Origin of the sequence: Streptomyces clavuligerus (genome assembly GCF_005519465.1) — a bacterium.
Classification (GTDB): Bacteria; Actinomycetota; Actinomycetes; order Streptomycetales; family Streptomycetaceae; genus Streptomyces; species Streptomyces clavuligerus.
Genome location: NZ_CP027858.1, coordinates 2,252,365 through 2,270,113 on the forward strand (window position 1 = coordinate 2,252,365; position 17,749 = coordinate 2,270,113).

The 17,749-nt window shown below is 73.5% G+C and carries 13 protein-coding genes and 1 pseudogene; 8 read left to right on the forward strand and 6 right to left on the reverse strand.

Going from position 1 to position 17,749, the window contains the following annotated elements; all coding sequences use genetic code 11:
- Positions 1-145 precede the first annotated feature (145 nt).
- The 5 genes and pseudogenes from murJ to CRV15_RS09095 form a co-directional block, all read right to left on the reverse strand.
- Positions 146-2,443, reverse strand: a complete 2,298-nt coding sequence (gene murJ, locus CRV15_RS09075) for a murein biosynthesis integral membrane protein MurJ (protein ID WP_106437484.1) — start codon at positions 2,441-2,443, stop codon at positions 146-148.
- A gap of 365 nt (positions 2,444-2,808) precedes the next feature.
- Positions 2,809-4,092 (reverse strand): annotated as a pseudogene (locus CRV15_RS09080) (O-antigen ligase family protein); the annotation flags it as partial.
- Between the two features lie 149 nt (positions 4,093-4,241).
- The gene (locus CRV15_RS09085; protein WP_009997411.1) at positions 4,242-5,798 is read right to left on the reverse strand and encodes a sugar transferase; all 1,557 of its coding nucleotides are present in this window, start codon (positions 5,796-5,798) and stop codon (positions 4,242-4,244) included.
- Positions 5,795-7,075, reverse strand: a complete 1,281-nt coding sequence (locus CRV15_RS09090; RefSeq protein WP_009997410.1) for a glycosyltransferase — start codon at positions 7,073-7,075, stop codon at positions 5,795-5,797. Before CRV15_RS09090 ends, CRV15_RS09085 begins: the two co-directional genes overlap by 4 nt.
- A 154-nt stretch (positions 7,076-7,229) precedes the next feature.
- Positions 7,230-8,360 carry a DUF3344 domain-containing protein gene (locus tag CRV15_RS09095; RefSeq protein ID WP_003961638.1) on the reverse strand — a complete coding sequence of 377 codons (1,131 nt, stop codon included), beginning with the start codon at positions 8,358-8,360 and terminating at the stop codon, positions 7,230-7,232.
- A 376-nt stretch (positions 8,361-8,736) separates the two neighbouring features.
- On the opposite strand from CRV15_RS09095, the gene CRV15_RS09100 reads away from it, so the two are divergent.
- The 6 genes from CRV15_RS09100 to CRV15_RS09125 all read left to right on the forward strand — a co-directional run bounded on the left by CRV15_RS09100 (position 8,737) and on the right by CRV15_RS09125 (position 13,155).
- A complete protein-coding gene (locus CRV15_RS09100; RefSeq protein WP_003954855.1) occupies positions 8,737-9,030 on the forward strand; it encodes a hypothetical protein in 294 nt (97 codons plus the stop codon).
- Positions 9,031-9,135: 105 nt separating this feature from the next.
- A complete protein-coding gene (locus tag CRV15_RS09105) occupies positions 9,136-9,549 on the forward strand; it encodes a rodlin (RefSeq protein ID WP_003954856.1) in 414 nt (137 codons plus the stop codon).
- Between the two features lie 253 nt (positions 9,550-9,802).
- The gene (locus tag CRV15_RS09110) at positions 9,803-10,213 is read left to right on the forward strand and encodes a rodlin (protein ID WP_003954857.1); all 411 of its coding nucleotides are present in this window, start codon (positions 9,803-9,805) and stop codon (positions 10,211-10,213) included.
- Positions 10,214-10,584: 371 nt separating this feature from the next.
- Positions 10,585-10,818, forward strand: a complete 234-nt coding sequence (locus CRV15_RS09115; protein ID WP_009997406.1) for a chaplin — start codon at positions 10,585-10,587, stop codon at positions 10,816-10,818.
- A gap of 594 nt (positions 10,819-11,412) precedes the next feature.
- A complete protein-coding gene (locus tag CRV15_RS09120; protein ID WP_003954861.1) occupies positions 11,413-12,624 on the forward strand; it encodes a pyridoxal phosphate-dependent aminotransferase in 1,212 nt (403 codons plus the stop codon).
- 144 nt (positions 12,625-12,768) lie between these two features.
- Positions 12,769-13,155: an SCO4983 family protein gene (locus CRV15_RS09125; RefSeq protein WP_003954862.1), complete on the forward strand. Its 387-nt coding sequence runs from the start codon at positions 12,769-12,771 to the stop codon at positions 13,153-13,155.
- Between the two features lie 281 nt (positions 13,156-13,436).
- Here the strand turns inward: CRV15_RS09125 and CRV15_RS09130 are convergent, their stop codons facing one another.
- Positions 13,437-15,302, reverse strand: a complete 1,866-nt coding sequence (locus CRV15_RS09130; RefSeq protein ID WP_003954865.1) for a phosphoenolpyruvate carboxykinase (GTP) — start codon at positions 15,300-15,302, stop codon at positions 13,437-13,439.
- A 426-nt stretch (positions 15,303-15,728) separates the two neighbouring features.
- Between CRV15_RS09130 and trhA the strand changes: the two genes are divergently transcribed.
- A complete protein-coding gene (trhA, locus tag CRV15_RS09135; protein ID WP_003954866.1) occupies positions 15,729-16,403 on the forward strand; it encodes a PAQR family membrane homeostasis protein TrhA in 675 nt (224 codons plus the stop codon).
- 134 nt (positions 16,404-16,537) lie between these two features.
- On the forward strand, positions 16,538-17,212 hold the full coding sequence (locus tag CRV15_RS09140; protein ID WP_003954867.1) for a TetR/AcrR family transcriptional regulator: 675 nt from the start codon (positions 16,538-16,540) through the stop codon (positions 17,210-17,212).
- Positions 17,213-17,749 lie beyond the last annotated feature (537 nt).

The following is a 17,749-nucleotide window of genomic DNA, read 5'->3' on the forward strand; positions in this document are numbered from 1 at the left end:
GCCACCCGCCCGCAGCCGCCGCGGCACAGCCACCCACCGCCCACGACCGCACCGGACGGAAACCACCGCGCACCACCCGCACCGCCCGGCGGACCCGCCGGTCCGCACCGGGACACACCCCGCCCAGGACACCGCCCCCACCGCGTCAACGGACATGACGCACCCTCCGTCGCACCAGAGCCAGCAGATGGACCACCTCCGGAGCACGGACCGCGTACCCGGTGGCGGCGAACACGGCGGACACGACGAGCGCTCCGCCCAGCAGGGCCGCGGGGCCCGGGAGGGCGGCGTCGAGGAGGGGGCAGGCCAGACGGCCCGCGAGCGCGGCGGCGGCGGTCGCGACGGCGAGGCGGCCGATGGCCCGGCTGACGGCGCGGACCTCGATGGCGACCACCCGGGGGCCGAGCCCGCGCAGCAGCAGCAGCGCGGTGACGCAGATACCGGCGGCGTTGGCGGCGGCGATGCCGTGCACCCCGAGGGGCCCGACCGCGAGGGAGCCCGCCAGGACGGTGACGGCCAGGCCGACGGCCATGGCGGCGGCCGGGAACCAGGTGGGGCGGCCGGAGGAGAAGAAGGGGCGGCCGAGCGCGCCGACGAGGGTGTGGCCGATGAGCCCGAGGGCGTAGACGCGCATGACGGACGCGGTGGTGGCGGTGTCCCGCGCGTCGAAGGCCCCGCGTTCGAAGAGCACATCGACGATCTGCGGGGCGCAGCCGAGGATGAGCGCGGTCCCGAGGAGGACGACGAGCCCCGCGAGCGCGAGGTCGTGCTCGACCCGGCGGCGGGCGCGTTCGTGGTCGCCCCCGGCCATCGCCTGCGCGACGACGGGGAAGGTGACGGTGCAGAACATCAGCGACAGCACCATCGGCATCTGCGCGATCTTCTGGGCGTAGTTGAGGTGCGAGATCGCCCCGCCGGGGAGGGAGGAGGCGAGGAAGCGCTCGACGAGCACCTGCGCCTGGCGGCTGACGGCGAAGAACACGATGGGGGCGAGCAGGGCCATCCCGACGGCGGGCCCGGCGATCCGCCCCCCGGCGGCCGGGGTCGCGGCCGTCGGCGCCGCGGCCGCCGGTGCCACGGCGGCGGGCGCGGGGCGCGGTCCCCCGGGCACGGGCGCGGCGGCCGGTCCGGCGGCGGAGGCGGGCGCGGACGCGAGTGTGGAGGCGGAGGCGGGCGCGGGGCGCGGGCGGGCGGCGCGACGGCGGCCGAGCGGCGGCAGCGCCACATGACGGACGACGGAGGGCAGTTGCACCAGCACCATCAGCAGCCCGCCGACGGCCACCCCGGTGGCGGCCCCGCGCACGCCCCAGACGGAGTGCAGCAGCAGCGTCGTCCCGATGATGCCGACGTTGGACGCGATGTAGACGGCGGCGGGGTGCAGGAAGCGCCCGTGCGCGCGGAGGGCGGCGCTGAAGTACCCGGCGACTCCGTAGGTGAGCACGGTGAGGGCGGTGAGCCGGGTGCAGTCGGCGGCGAGCCCGGGGTCGCGGAAGCCGGGGGCGAGGGCGTGCACGAACTCCGGCGCGAAGACGACGAGCACACCGGTGGCGACGGTGAGCACGGCGAGGAAGCGGGGGAAGGTGGCGGAGACCAGCCGCCGCACGGGGTCCTCCCCGCCGCCGCCCGGGAGGCGGCCGTCGGCGGCGCCCGGCGCGGCCCGGTGCGCGATCGCGTGGCTGAACGCGGGCACCAGGAGCAGCGCCATCGCGTCCTCGATGAGGAGGGTGGCGGCCATCTCGGGCACGGTCCAGGCGACGAGGAAGGCGTCGCTCTCGGTGCTCGCGCCGTAGATCTGCGCGATGGTCTGGTCGCGGACGAGCCCGAGGACGGCTCCGGCGACGGTCAGCCCGGCGGTCACGGCGGCGGCGCGCGCGAGGACGTTCCCGAGGCGGCGGCCCTCGGCACCCGGGTCGGCGGTGCCCCCGCCCCGGTCGGCGCGCACCGCGCCGGACGGGCCGTCCGGCGCGGTCTCCCGCCCCGTCCGGACACCGCCCGTCGCGGCGTACGGGTGCGCGCCCGGCCCGCCGGGCCCCGGCGGGGAGCCGGACATCCGTCCGGCGGTCCGCGCGCCGCCACCGCCGGACACGTCCCCGCTCCCCGCCGCCCGGGGCGCGCTCCCGGGAGCGCTTCCCCGGGCCCCGCCCGCCGGGCCGCCGCCGGTCCACAGCCGCACCACCGCCGCGACGGCCGGGACAGGGCCCCGTGTGCCGGGCGGCGGTCCCGCCGACGGATCGGCGGCCGTCGTGCCCCTGGCGTCCACGGCGGCGCCCGCGGGGCCGTGCGGGCCCTCGCCGCCCGTGGTGCCGCGCGGGTCACCGGCCTCGAACGGCAGCATCAGCGGGGGCAGTTCCTGGCCGGGCGGGACGATGTCCTGCGCGTCCCGGACGACCATCCAGGCCGCGCGCGGGTCGGGCCCGTCCGGTGGCGGGGGAGCGCCGGTCACGGGGTCCCCGCCGCGGGGGAGGCGGGGGCACCCGGCGCCCGGTCACCGGCCCGGTCCGGGGCGGGGACGGAAGGGGCCGGGGCAGCGGCCGCAGCGGCACCAGGGGCCGGGGCACCGGCCACAGACACACCACCCACAGCGGCACCACCCACCGGCACACCGCCCGCAGACACACCGGCCACCGGCCCACCGCCCGCGGACGCGTCAGGGGCTGGGGCAGCGGCCACAGCGGCACCGCCCGCAGACGCACCGGCCACAGCGGCACCACCCACCAGCCCACCAGGGGCCGGAGCACCGCCCGCAGACACACCGGCCACCGGCCCACCGCCCGCAGACACACCAGGAGCCGGGGTACCGCCCACCGGTGAGAACGCCCACCACGCCGTGAGCCCGAGCACGATCCCCGTCAGCACGGTGGAGGGGCCGCCGATGTCCGCGTACAGGAAGTCCACGGTCTGCCAGACCATCAGCCCCACCGCCGCGAGCCCGCAGTCCGCCGCAGCCGCCGCCCCCGGGGCCCGCAGCCGCCGGACCGCGCCCAGCAGCAGCGCGCCCCAACTGCCCACGAAGGCGACGGCCCCGATGAGCCCCTGCTCGCTGAGGATCAGCAGATACATGTTGTGCGGCGACAGCAGCGGCTGCCGCCGGAACGCGTGCCCCGCGCCCCCGGTGTCGCTGCCCGCGGAGAGCGCGACGGAGGCGTGCGCGTCCCGGTGGGCCGGGAAGCCCTTGAGCCCCACACCGGTGACGGGCTGCTCGCGCCACATGCCCACGGCGGCGGCCCACAGGGTGTAGCGGTCGTTGACGGAGCGGTCGGGTGCCGCGGTGACCTGCGTGATGCTGCTCAGCCGCTGGGACACCTGCGCTGAGCCGACGCCGAAGCCGCCCACGAGCACCACACAGAGCGCCGCGAGCACCGCCAGCGTCAGCAGCGCCCGGCGGAGCCCCGTCAGCAGCAGGACGACCAGACCGGCGGCGGCGGTCGCGATCCACACCCCCCGGCTGAAGGAGAGGGCCAGCGGTACGACGAGGGCGGCGGCCGTCCCGGTGGCGGCGGGCCGCAGCCACCGGGGGGCGCCGGGCGGCGGGCGCAGCGCGAGGGCGGCCGCGGCGAGCAGCCCGTATCCGACGACCGTGGCCATGCCCATCACATCGCTGGGGCCGAAGGTGCCCACGGCCCGGACGCTCTCGCCCATGTAGAGCGCGCCGGTGCCGGTGGCGTACTGCCGCACCCCGATCGCGCCCTGGACGAGGGCGAGCACCGCGAGTGCCCCGGTGACGGCGCGGACGTCGCGGGCGTCGCGCAGCAGCAACAGCACCGCGCACGGCACCAGGACGAAGACCTGGAGGTAGCGCACCAGCCCGGGCAGCGCGGCGGCCGGGTCGGACGCGGTGACGACGGCGACGGCGACCGCGAGCGCGGGCACCCCGAACACGGCGGCGGCGAGCGGGGGCGGCGGCGGCGTCCGGCCCCGTACCGTCCGGACCAGGCACCACAGCACCAGCAGGGCGGAGGCGAGGTCGGGCGGGGACACCCCGCCGGAGCCGGCCTCGCTGCCCCGGGGCAGCGGCGCCGCCAGCAGCAGCACGGTGGCGACCAGCGGCAGCGGCACCCACCGGGGCGCCGCCCACCGCCCGGCCGCGCGCAGCGCGCCGCGGACCGTCGCCGCGTTCCCGTTCGCCGCGCTGCCGTCCGCCGCCGTCGCGGCAGCAGCCGCCGGGGCGTCCGCCGCGCACGCCGTACCGGACGCGTCCGCCGTCGACACGGCCGGTTCACCGGCCGGGGCCACCGTCATGCTCAGCTTCCTCCGAGCCGGAACAGCGACGCCGCGGTGCGGACGAGGATGCGCACGTCCTGCCAGGGCGTCCAGGTGTCGATGTAGTGGTTGTCGAAACGGGCCCGCTCCTCGATGGAGGTGTCGCCGCGCAGCCCGTGGACCTGGGCGAGGCCGGTGATGCCGACGGGCATCCGGTGCCGGGCCCGGTAGCCGGGGTGGGCGCGGCTGAACTTCGCCACGAAGTAGGGGCGTTCGGGGCGCGGCCCGACCAGGCTCATGTCGCCCCGCAGCACGTTCCAGAGCTGCGGCAGCTCGTCCAGCGAGGTACGGCGCAGCAGTCGGCCCGTCGCGGACATCCGCCGGTCGAACGCGACGTTCCAGCGGGTCGCGGACTCGCGTTCGTCGACGGGGCAGAGGGTGCGGAACTTCAGCAGGGTGAAGGGCCGTCCGCGCAGCCCCACGCGTTCCTGCCGGAAGATGACCCCGGGGCCGTCCGTGACCCGTACGGCGAGGGCGCACCCGGCGAGCACGGGCGCGGCGAGGACGAGCGCGAACGCCGCGAACAGGGTGTCGAGCGCCCGTTTGACCGCGCGTCCGACGGGCCGGTACGGGGCGTCCCGCAGCGGCTGGACGGCGAAGCCCCAGAGCTGGTCGTGGCCGCTCACCCGCCACCGGGCGGGCCCGGCCGCGGCACCGCCGTCGACGAGCCAGAGCCGGCAGCCGTGCCGGGTGAGCAGCCCGATCAGGGCGGTGGTCGCCGGGTCGTCCCCGGGCGGGCGGGTGAAGAGCGCGTCCCGGACCCCGTCGCGGGCCACGGCCCGTTCGATCTCCTGCGGTCCGCCGAGCACGGGCGTCACCGGGCCGCTCTCCTGCCGGGCCGTCACCACGGTGGCCGCCCGCCCCGTGCGGCGGTCGGCGACGGCCCCCGGGGCGGCGCTCCCCCGTTCCGGGGTGTCCCCGTCGGCGGCGCCCCGGACCCGTCCGACGAGCCGGAGCCCGTACTCGGGGTGTCCCTGGAGCACGGCGGCGACCTGCCGGGCGAGCGGCCCGTCCCCGACGACGAGCGCGGCGCGGGGACGGCACCGCGCCGCGCGCCGGGCGGCCCCGTGCGCGGCCCCCCGTACGGCGGCGCAGCACACGGTCTGGAGGGCGGCGGCGAGGACGGCGTCCCGGGGGCCGGGCGCGCCCGCGTCCCCGTACAGCAGCCGCAGAGCCTCGGTGACGAGGAGCCACTGGACGAGGAGGAGCGCGCCCAGACGGGGCAGTTCGGCGAGCGCGGACGGGGCCAGCCGGGGCCGGTAGAGCCCCCGGCAGGCGATGGGCAGCGGCTGTGCGGCGGCCAGCGGGAGGAGGACGGGGGCGAAGGGGGCCAGCGACGGCAGCAGGGCCACGGTGAGCGGCAGCGCGAGCACGTCGGCGGCGATCAGCGCGGCCCGGCCGCCGGTCCGGCCGTGCGGCGGGCCGCCGCGGCGGCGCGGGGACCGGGCCCCGCGCGGCGCGGGGCGGCGGACGGCGGTCGCGGTGCCGGCCGCGGACCGGGGGGTGGCGGTGTGCGCCGGAACACTCTCCGTCGTCATCGTGGGGTGCTCCTCCTCGTCGGCGGCTGGGGCGTGAGCAGGTCCTGGTAGAGGCCGAGGACGGCGGCGGCGGTGCGCTCCGCGTCGCCGTGGGAGCGCACATGGGCGCGGGCCTCGCGGCCGAGCGTGTCCCGCAGCGCGGCGTCGCGGAGCAGCGCGACGATCGCGGCGGCGAGGGCGGCGGGGTCGTCGGCGGGCACGAGGCTGTGGGCGTCGTGGCCGGGCGGCAGGCTCTCGCGGGCGCCGGTGACGTCGGTGACGACGACGGGCCGGGCGCAGGCCATGGCCTCCAGCGGGGCGAGGGCCATGCCCTCCCAGCGGGACGGGAGGACGACGAGGTCGGCGGCGCGCAGATAGGGCACGGTGTCGGCGACCGCCCCGGCGAAGATCACCCCGGGGGGCGAGCAGCGGGCGAGGCGGGCGCGGTCGGGGCCGTCGCCGACGAGGAGCAGGGTGGCGCCGGGGACGCTGCCGCGCACCCGGGGCCAGGCGTCGAGCAGGACGTCCTGGCCCTTCTGGCGGCAGAGCCGGCCGACGCAGACGGCGAGGGGGGTGTCGGCGGGGACGGGCGGGAGGAGCGGCAGGGCTGCGCGATCCCCCGACAGCGACGGCAGCGGCGGCGCAGGGGCGCCGGGGGCGGGAGCGGGGGCGCCGGGTCGCGGACCGTCGTCGCCGCCGTCGGCCGCCGTGTCCCGCGCCGCCGCTCCGGGGTGGCCGCGGCCCGGGGCGAAGCGGTCGAGGTCGACTCCGTTGCGGATGACGGCCCAGCGGGCGGCGATGCCCGCGCGCTCCCCGTCCTCCCGTTCGCCCTCGCTGACGCAGAGCGTACGTGTGGACCAGCGGGTGCCGTACCGCTCCCAGGCGAGGGCGGCGCGCGCGGCCCGTCCGGTGACGGCGTGGAACGACCAGGCGTGCGGCTGGAAGACGGTCGGCACCCGGCCGCGGACCGCGAGCCTGGCCACGAGCCCGGCCTTGGCGCTGTGCGCGTGGACCAGGTCGGGGCGGCTGTGCCGGACGATCCGGGCGGCGCTGAGCACTTCCAGGGGGAGCCGCAGCCCGGGGGCGCGCTCGGCGCTCCAGTGGTGCACCCGCGCTCCCGCGGCCTCGGCGAGACCGGCGAGTTCGCCGCCGGAGGGGCAGGCCACGACGGCCCGTACGCCCGCGGCGGCGTGCGCGCGGACGAGGTCGGTGACCACCCGGGGGACTCCGCCCTCCACGGGCTGGACCAGATGGAGAATCGTCAGTTGGTTCGGCTCGGTCCGGCTCGGCTGCGGCACGTGCGGCTCTCTCGGGGGTACGGGGACGGGGTCCCGGCCCGGGGCCGGGGCACAGAGGAGGCAGAGGGGCGGGGGAACGGGGGGCGGCGGGCGGCTCTGTGGCGGACGGGCGGCGGTGGGCACCCGGCGGCGGGGTGGTCAGCGGCGTGGGTGGTCAGCGGCGGGTGTCCGCCTGGACGAAGAGGACACCGACGCTGTACGAGCGGCTCTCGGCGGTGAACCGGAAGGTCGCGCCGGTGCCGCCGGGGGCGAGCGCGGGGCCGATGTCGAAGACGTCCGAGTCGTAGCCGAGGGTGTTGGTGTAGGCGGGGCGCCGGAGGAAGGCGCCGCCGGGGCCGCTGATGGTGGAGTTCATGAGGTCGTCGGCGGGGTTGGCGGCGTCGCCGAGGCCGAACGCCTTCTCCCGGCCCGGCTCCTCGGCCGCGCCGGGTGCCCCCGGTGTCCCGGAGGTGCGGACCGTCACCGTGTCGCCCGTCCGCCCCCGGTCCCCGTCGTACGCGACGAACCCCGCGCGCCCCCCGGCCCGTTCGGGGACGCGGAGCCCGGAGAGGGTGATCTCATGGCTGGGGTGCTCGGTGTCCACGGTGCGGTACCCGTCCCAGACCGAGATCTGACGCAGCGGCTCGGCGTTGTTCTCGTACACGACGACCAGGGTCCAGCCGCCCCACGCACCGGCGGTGGAGTGCCCCATGGCCACATTGATCTGGGCGACGGTGTAGAGCCCGGCGCCCGCCTCGCGCACCAGCGGGGTGATGTCGGCGGACGCCTGGAACGCGTCCGTGCCGTCGGCGGTCCGGTGCGCGATCCGGGTGTCCGCGAGCACCTGTTTGTAGCTGCCGCCCTCCTCGGCGATGAGCACCCGTCCGTTGTCCTCGGCCGGTTTCTGCTCGCCGACGAGAAGATTTCCGCCCCAGTAGAGCCGGGCATAGGTGACCTTTGAATTCTTCGGCAGAACGAGTTGAGCCCGGCTGGAGTTGTAGGTGTTGAGGTCGTCGTCCTCGTCGATGTAGTACATCTCGAAGTCGCCGTTGACCCCGGGGCCGCCGTCTTTCGCGGCTGTGCAGTTCGGCCCGTTGTCCGACTGCGGGACGACACAGGTGATGGAGGAATTCGCGGCACGGACGACTCCGCCGCGCTGCACCGTCTGATAGCGCTGGGCGAAAGGAATGTCCGCGGATTCGGGCTGGCCCGAGATGTCGACCGCCCCGAGCGGCGCGGCCGAAAGAGCCAGCAGAAACAGGGCTCCCAGAACGCCCGGACCGGCGAAACGGGTCGTCTTCGACATGACTGGCCCTCCGTGCTCTCCATGCCGGATCAACATGACAAAAGCAGGAGTGCAGTTTGTCAGAAGCTAGTTGGAAAACACGTAAGACTCGCGCGTGGCCCATCCGGTGGGCGTCCGCTGCGCCGACTGCCGGGAACCCGGTGGTGAACCGCACGGTACGGCGGGGCGGGAACGGCGTTTTCTTCACCCGGTCCGGGGCGGCAGGGAATTCCCGGTACGCCTTTCGGCGGGGGCCCGCTCACCCCGGGGAACCCTTCACCCCATGATCGGAACTTCCGCCGATATGAGAATCGCCGCGAGGGTTTCCCGGGCAGGCGCCTCTCGTTAACCATCCCGACGGCGGCGAGGAGCGCCGCCCGAGAAGGGACGCAGAGCCATGAAGTACACGAGGGTCGCCGCGATCGTCGCCGGTTCGGTCGCGGCGCTGGGCGCCGCTTCGCCCGCGCTGGCGGCACCCCCGCCCACCTCGCCCTCGATGAGCCTGAACGGCGGTGTCGACCAGATCTTCCGGCAGACCCCGCTGCTCAACGGCGGCAGCGGCGATGTCGTCCGGGATGTCGCCGACACCGCGTCGGCGCTGGGTCCCATCAAGGGCACGGCCCCGCAGAACGCGCTGAAGACGCTGGGCGCGGTGACCCCGCTGCTCGGCGGGGTCCAGGTCGGGGGCTGAACCCCCCGCCGGGGCCATTGGAGTGAACCGGCGGAACCAAACATCCGGAGCAAAGTTGCTCAGGACGCCACATTCGCGGGCATCCACGAGACATAAGGACGGAACATGCTCAAGAAGGTTATGGCGACCGCCGCGGTCACCCTCTCCGTGACGGGCGTCGGCGCCGCGATGGCGCCGCAGGCCATGGCGATCGGCGACGACCAGGGCACCACCTCGGTCAGCGGCAACGGCTCGGTCCAGGCGTACGGCAACTCCGAGACGCACGGCGACATGAGCCCCCAGCTCGGTCTCGTGCAAGGCTCGCTCAACAAGCCCTGTGTCGGTCTGCCGCTCAAGGCGAACGTCGGTTCGCTCATCGGCCTGCTCGTCCCGGTCACCGTGCAGGACGTCGCGGTCCTGTCCTCGCCGCAGAACCAGCAGTGCACCGAGAACTCGACCCAGGCCAAGGGCGACGAGCCGCTGTCGCACCTGCTCAGCAACATCCCGGTCCTCTCGGGCAACGGTCTCGCCAACCACTGATTTCCCCTTCGCCCACCGGGCGAATGTCCCCGGCACCCGCGAGGTGCCGGGGCTTTTCCGCTGCCGCACCGCCGACGATCGGACCCACGGCGCCCTTTCCGGCCCGGGAATTTCCCGAATAGACCTCCGTCGGGCCTCCGTACGACCCGTTCCGGATTTTGCGTCATTCGAGTGAACAGGAAGAACCAAACGGGCCGGGGACAGTTGATCAGGTTGCTCCACGATCGATCGTTCACAGCGAAAAGGAACACTCGTGATCAAGAAGATTCTGGCTACCGCCGCGGTCACCGCTTCGATGGTGGGTGCGGGCGCCACGATGGCCCCCCAGGCGATGGCCATCGGAAATGACAACGGCACCACCTCGTTCAGCGGAAACGGTGCGACCCAGGCGTACGGCAACTCCGCCACGCACGGTGACATGAGCCCGCAGATGGCCCTGATCCAGGGTTCGCTGAACAAGCCCTGCATCGGCCTGCCGGCCAAGGCGAACGTCGGCTCCCTCATCGGTGTCGTCCCGATCACCGTGCAGGACATCCCGATCCTGTCCTCGCCGCAGAACCAGCAGTGCACCGAGAACTCGACCCAGGCCAAGGGCGACGAGCCGCTGTCGCACATCCTCAGCAACATCCCGATCCTGTCGGGCAACGGCGCCGCCAACAGCTGATCCGGCTCCTGTGTGCCCCCGCGGTATTCGCATGCCCGGGGGCACACCCCTGTGCCCATCGGAACGGTACGCCGGAGCCGCGGGCCGCAACTCCCCCGACGGAACTCCGCGGCGGGACCACCGGACGGAACTCCGGTCGATGAAAACTGCGGAATGAAAATCCGAGGGCACGTCCAATAATTTATATTCCGCTCACTCCGATATTTCACCGTGCTGCATACGGGTGACATTTCGAACGGGCGGCCATACGACGGTTTCCTACCGGGAACCCCCTCGTTACCAGGTGTGCGGGGGTGCCATGCACAGGTTTCTGTCGGCGCAGCGCGAAGGCCGTGACTGCGTACGCACCCACCGCTGAAAGGATCAAGAAAATGAAGCACAAGAAGGCTGCCGCGGTCGCCGCCGGCGTCATCATGGCCCTGGGCTCCGCCGCTCCGGCGATGGCCGACGCGGGCGCGAGCGGTGCGGCCATCGGCTCCCCCGGCGTGCTGTCCGGCAATGTCGTCCAGATTCCCGTGCATGTCCCCGTGAACGTCTGCGGCAACTCGATCAACATCATCGGACTGCTGAACCCGGCCTTCGGCAACACCTGCATCAACGCCTGACCCCACGTCGGCGACCGTCGGCCGCGTGCCGACCCCGGATGACTGACGCGCGGATGTCGGAATTCCACGGCCCCGGGATGTGCGAAATCACATCCCGGGGCTTTTCCGTGCACCACCCTGCTCCAGAATTACTCGACCGGAATACCGCCCCGGAAATCCAGGGAATCAGTATCGCGAAAAATCCCCGGGCGGCCCCTCTCCGGGCGGGGGAAGGAATTCCGGGGAATTCCGGGGAACTCCGTCGACGCCGGTCCGGTGCCACCGCGCACCCGGCCCCGGAGGTCACGGGCCCGGAGGTCACGGGCTCCGGGCCGACCCGCCCCGGTCGGCACCGCCCCGGACCGATGGGTCACCGGCACACCGCCCCGGGCCGGAAGCGGGGGTGATGTGAGGAGGACAACACCCATTCGCCGATTTCCCCGCCCCACCGCGGCAACCGCAGGCGCCGCCCCCGCCTCGCCTGCGCATTCCAAGGAAGTTCGCCCCCGTCACCACCGCGTGCCGCCCATAGCGGTCCGCACGGGGATTCTCCCGTCCGCCCACGGGGGTGAAAACGGCGGCGGTTCGGCTTTCCCCGCCCTTAAGCTCACGGACATGCAGGTGATCCAGTCGACGAAGCTCGCGAATGTCTGTTACGAGATCCGGGGTCCAGTGCTTGAGGAGGCGATGCGGCTGGAGGCAGCCGGACATCGCATCCTCAAGCTGAACACCGGCAACCCGGCGGCCTTCGGGTTCGAATGCCCGCCCGAGATCCTGGAGGACATCCTCCGCAATCTCGGCGACGCCCATGGATACGGTGACGCCAAGGGGCTGCTCGCGGCACGGCGTGCGGTGATGCAGCACTACCAGACCAAGGGAATCGAGCTGGATGTCGAAGACATCTATCTCGGCAACGGCGTCTCCGAGCTGATCCAGATGTCGATGCAGGCACTGCTCGACGACGGCGACGAGGTACTCGTCCCCGCTCCCGACTATCCCCTGTGGACGGCCTCCGTCTCCCTCGCGGGCGGCACCGCCGTGCACTACCGCTGCGACGAACAGTCCGACTGGATGCCCGACCTCGCGGACGTCGAGCGCAGGATCACCGACCGCACCAAGGCCCTGGTGATCATCAACCCCAACAACCCCACCGGCGCCGTCTACGACGACGAGCTGCTGCGGGGGCTCACCGAGATCGCCCGCCGCCACAATCTGATCATCTGTTCGGACGAGATCTACGACAAGATCCTCTACGACGGCGCCACCCACACGCCGACCGCCGCCATCGCCCCCGATCTGATGGTGCTGACCTTCAACGGCCTCTCGAAGAACTACCGGGTGGCCGGGTACCGCTCCGGCTGGCTCGCCGTCTGCGGCCCCAAGGCGCACGCCTCCTCGTACATCGAGGGGCTGACGATCCTCGCCAATATGCGGCTCTGCGCCAATATGCCCTCGCAGCACGCGGTGGCCACCGCGCTCGGCGGGCGGCAGTCGATCGACGATCTGGTGCTGCCGGGCGGCCGGATACTGGAACAGCGCGACACGGCCTATGACCTGCTGACCCAGATCCCGGGCGTGACCTGCGTCAAGCCCAAGGGCGCGCTGTATCTCTTCCCCCGGCTCGACCCCAAGGTCTACAAGGTCAAGGACGACCGGCAGATGGTCCTCGACCTGCTGCGCGCCGAGAAGATCATGGTGGTCCACGGGACCGGCTTCAACTGGCCCGAGCCCGATCACTTCCGGATCGTGACCCTGCCGTCGGTGAAGGTCCTGTCGGACGCGGTGACCCGGATCGGCACCTTCCTGGACGGCTACGGCCAGCACTGACCCGCCCGGGCCCGCCCGGAGCCGGGGCGGGCCCGCCCCGGCCCGGAAGGCATCCCCGGACTCCGACCGGTTTCCGACTCCACTCAACTTTAGACTGAATCCAATGTAGGATGGCCTCCTGACCGAGAGCAGGAGGCCATCCGCATGTACGAACCGATCCGCACCAAGTCGGTCCACACGATGGCCGACCCCTCCGACCACCCCCACCGCTCCCGCGAGGAGGAGCTGGACATCCAGCTCGCCGGCCATCTCTCCGCCCTTCTCGCCGTCACCGACGAACTGGAGCTGACCGGCCCGGCGGAGCGGATCGCGGCCCAGGTGGCGCGGTTGCGCGGCACCCCGCCCGTGCGCCACGCCGCACACAGCAGGGCGGACGCCCGGGCCCTGCACCGCCGCGCCCACGCGCTGGCCGGACGGGCCCTCGTCGTCGCGGCGTCCCGCGCGGACACCTCCGCCGTCGTGCTCGCCGCCGGGCGGATGGACGCCCACGCGGCGGTGCTGAACGGGCCGCGGCGGGTCGGCGCCCACTGAACGGCCCCGGTCCAGGGCCGCGAAGGCGCGTGGACCGGGTGCCCCCTCGCCCCGGACGGGGGCCCATCCCCCAGGCCCCCGTCCGGGTGCGCGTCTCCCGCCCGGTCCGGGCGGATCAGGACGCTGTCCGGGTCCGCGACGCCGAGGCCCCGCCGAGGACAGGAAGAGGCCCCCGGAGCCGGTGAGGGAGGCTCCGGGGGCCGGCGCGCACGGCGGACCTGATGACCCCACAGGTCAGGGCGGAATCCTACGGGTCCGCCGCGTCGGCTTCGCGGGACGGCTCAGCCGAGCCGGGCGACCAGCGCGCGGTACTCGTCCCACAGTTCCTTCGGGGTGTGGTCGCCGAAGGTGTTCAGGTGCTCGGGCACCAGGGCGGCTTCCTCCCGCCACACCTCCTTGTCGACGGTGAGCAGGTAGGACAGGTCGTCGGCGGAGAGGTCCAGGCCCTCGGTGTCCAGCGACCCGGCGGCCGGGAGCACACCGATCGGGGTCTCGACGCCCTCGGCGGCGCCGTCCAGCCGCTCGACGATCCACTTCAGCACCCGGCTGTTCTCGCCGAAGCCGGGCCACACGAACTTCCCGGCGTCGTTCTTGCGGAACCAGTTGACGTAGTAGATCCTCGGCAGCTTGTCGCCGTCGCCCCGGGCCACGGCGTCCTGACCGACCTTGATCCAGTGGGCCATGTAGTCGCCCATGTTGTAGCCGCAGAACGGGAGCATCGCGAACGGGTCGCGGCGCAGCTCGCCCACCTTGCCCTCGGCGGCGGCGGTCTTCTCGGAGGCCACGTTGGCGCCGAGGAAGACACCGTGCTGCCAGGTGAAGGACTCGGTGACCAGCGGGACGGCGCTCGCCCTGCGACCGCCGAAGAGGATCGCCGAGATCGGCACACCCCGGGGGTCCTCCCACTCCGGCGCGATCGTCGGGCACTGCGCGGCCGGGACGGTGAACCGGGCGTTCGGGTGGGCGGCCGGAACGCCGGACTCCGGCGTCCAGTCGTTGCCCTTCCAGTCGGTGAGGTGGGCCGGGGCCTGCTCCGTCATGCCCTCCCACCAGACGTCGTTGTCGTCGGTGAGCGCGACATTGGTGAAGACGGCGTTGCCCCACAGCGCCTTCATGGCGTTGGCATTGGTGTGCTCGCCGGTGCCGGGCGCCACACCGAAGAAGCCCGCCTCGGGGTTGATCGCGTAGAGCCGGCCGTCCTCGCCGAACCGCATCCAGGCGATGTCGTCGCCGATGGTCTCCACGGTCCAGCCGGGGACGGTGGGCTCCAGCATGGCGAGGTTGGTCTTGCCGCAGGCGGAGGGGAAGGCCGCGGCGATGTACTTCGGGGACACGGCCTCGCCGCTGGGCGGCGTCAGCTTGAGGATGAGCATGTGCTCGGCGAGCCAGCCCTCGTCCCGCGCCATGACGGAGGCGATGCGCAGGGCGTAGCACTTCTTGCCCAGCAGGGCGTTGCCGCCGTAGCCGGAGCCGTAGGACCAGATCTCGCGGGTCTCGGGGAAGTGCGAGATGTACTTGGTGGAGTTGCAGGGCCAGGGGACGTCCTGCTCGTCCTCGGCGAGCGGGGCGCCGAGGGTGTGGACGGCCTTGACGAAGAAGCCGTCCTCGCCCAGCTCGTCCAGGACCGCCTGGCCCATGCGGGTCATGGTGCGCATGGCGACCGCGACATAGGCGGAGTCGGTGATCTCGACGCCGATCGCGGAGAGCGGGGAGCCGAGCGGACCCATGCAGAACGGGACGACGTACATCGTCCGGCCACGCATCGAGCCATGGAAGATGCCCTGCTCACCGGTGAAGATGTCCTTCATCTCCGCCGGGGCCTTCCAGTGGTTGGTCGGCCCGGCGTCCTCCTCCTTCTCGGAGCAGATGAAGGTGCGGTCCTCGACGCGGGCGACGTCCGTGGGGTCGGAGGCGGCGTAGTACGAGTGGGGGCGCTTGGCGGGGTCCAGCTTGCGGAACGTCCCCTTCGAGACCAGCTCCTCACACAGACGCTCGTACTCGGCCTGTGATCCGTCGCACCAGACGACCCGGTCGGGCCGGGTGATCGCCGCGATCTCGTCGACCCAGGTGATCAGCGCTTTGTGATCGGTGGGAAGGGTGGGGAGGGTGCCGGGGGCCGTGCTGGGAGCCGCGTTGTCGCGCGCCACGATCGCTCCTAAAAAGAAGGGTGAGGGGATTCCCTGTGGTGTTTGCCTGTTGTGCCCCGTGGGGGCCTCGACCCGGATGCTTCGTAGCCGCTCATCCGGTGCCGACCGCACTCATCTGATCATCCGTGGCGGGTGCCCATATGTCCAGGGGGACTCTCATGTGAGCATCACCACTCACGTCGCGCGCATGTCACGACGATCGCCGCCCCGGTATACACCGATTCAACGGGAGACATCCCCCCACGGGGGAGCGCTCATCGGAGCCCCGGGAGCCGCGCGCACCGGCGCGGAACGGCGTCCGGCGCGTCAACACGCCCGCGTCGCGCACCCCACGAACGAGGGATACACCGCCGTACCCCCGGCGCGGACGGCCGACAACGACCGGTCACGTGTCACTACCTACGGTTCCGTAGGTACCATCCACCCATGACCTCTGCCGCGCCCGAAGTGACCGAGATCGACCCACCTCCGGCCAAACCCCGACTGCGCGGCTGGCTGCACGCCGGGATGTTCCCGGCGGTGCTGGTCGCCGGACTGGTCCTCACGGCGTTCGCGACCACCCCCAAGGCGCGGGTCGCCTGCGCGATCTACACACTCACCGCCTGTCTGCTCTTCGGCGTGAGCGCGCTCTACCACCGGGGGAACTGGGGCCCGCGCGGCGAGGCCGTGCTGCGCCGCCTCGACCACGCCAACATCTTCCTGATCATCGCGGGCACCTACACCCCGCTGACGATGCTGCTGCTCCCCGAGACCAAGGCCAAACCGCTCATGTGGGCGGTGTGGGCCGCCGCCACGGCGGGCATCGCCTTCCGGGTCTTCTGGGTCGGCGCGCCGCGCTGGCTCTATACGCCCTGCTATATCGCGATGGGCTGGGCTGCGGTGTTCTTCCTCCCCGACTTCCTGCGCGCGGGCGGGATCGCGGTGCTTGTCTGTGTGGTGACCGGCGGGCTCCTCTACAGCGTCGGCGGCGTGGTGTACGGCATCAAACGGCCGAATCCGTCGCCGCGCTGGTTCGGCTTCCACGAGGTGTTCCACTCCCTCACCCTGGCCGCGTTCGTCGTGCACTACGTGGGTATATCGCTGGTCGCCTACCAGAGTTGACGCCCGGCCTCCGGCGCGGCCCCGGTACGGGGTCGCGCCGGAGGCCGTACCGGGGCCGCGCCCGGGGAAGGAAACCCCCTGCGGCGGGGGTGCGTTCACCCCGCCACACCCCACCCATACGGGACAATTCCCCCATGTCCGCTCTCGCCCGTCGCCCCTCGGCATCCCCGTCGCCCCTTGTGCCCGGCGCTCCGCCGGGCACGGCCCCCGGCCCGGGACCGCGCTCCCCGGGGCTGCGGGAGCGGAAGAAGCTCAGGACCCGGCTGGCGATCCGGCGGGCGGCGTACCGGCTGATCACCGAGCAGGGGTACGAGGCGACAACGGTCGAACAGATCGCGGACGCGGCCCAGGTCTCGCCGTCCACGGTGTTCCGCTACTTCCCCGCGAAGGAGGACATCGTGGTCTCCGACGCGTACGACTCGCTCCTCGTGGCCGGGCTGCGGTCCCGCCCGCCGGACGAGGACCCGCTGGACTCGGTCCGGCACGCGCTCGTCGGCGCCCTCGCGGCACTCATCGGCAGGGAGCGCGAGGAGGCCGTCCAGCGCACCCGGCTGATGGTCGAGGTCCCGGCCCTCCGGGCCCGGATGACGGAGGCCCTGGCCGCGACCACGGCGGAGCTGCTGGCCGGCACCCTGGCGGAGCGCGCCGGGCGGCCCGTCGGCGATCTGGGGGTACGGGTGTTCACGGCGGCGGTGCTCGGGGTGCTGCGCGAGGTGATGCTGCACTGGGCCGCCGGGGGCCACCGGGAGGACCCGATGGAACTGGTGGACCGCTCGCTCGCGCAGCTCAAGGGCGGGCTGCGGATCTAAGTCGTGTCGTCAAAATCCCGTCTGTGTCGCGACGCCTTGCACGCACATCTGCTGCGTTGTCGTCGGTCGCCGATGGCCCCCTGGGCCTGGCGGCCCGGGAGGGACCCCCACCGCATGGACTCCCTCCTCCGCCTTGCATCTGCACGCACCATGCGCCGCACCGCCCGCCCTCCGGACGGACGACGCTATGGTGACGACACTCCCTAGCCCCGGCTCCGGGCCCCGGCCCCGCACCCGGCCTGTACCCGGCCCTGTCGTTCCGGCCTCGCAGGGCCGGTGCGCCCGGGCTCGGTGTTCCCGCCGACCCGGCGGCCCCGGGCGGTACTCCGCTGTGCGTTGTCGTCTCGGCGTTGTCGTCTGTGCGTTGTCGTGTGTGGCCTGCGGCACGGGTGGGGTGCCCCGGTGCGGCGAGGGGAGCGGCCTCACCCTGTGCCCGGGGCGGCCCGGGTGCGGCCCCGGCGGAAGGACCCACCGGGGCCACCGGTGGCCGACGGTACGGGTGGGTCCCCGGCGACGGCGCGGCGGAGTGTCCCGGTC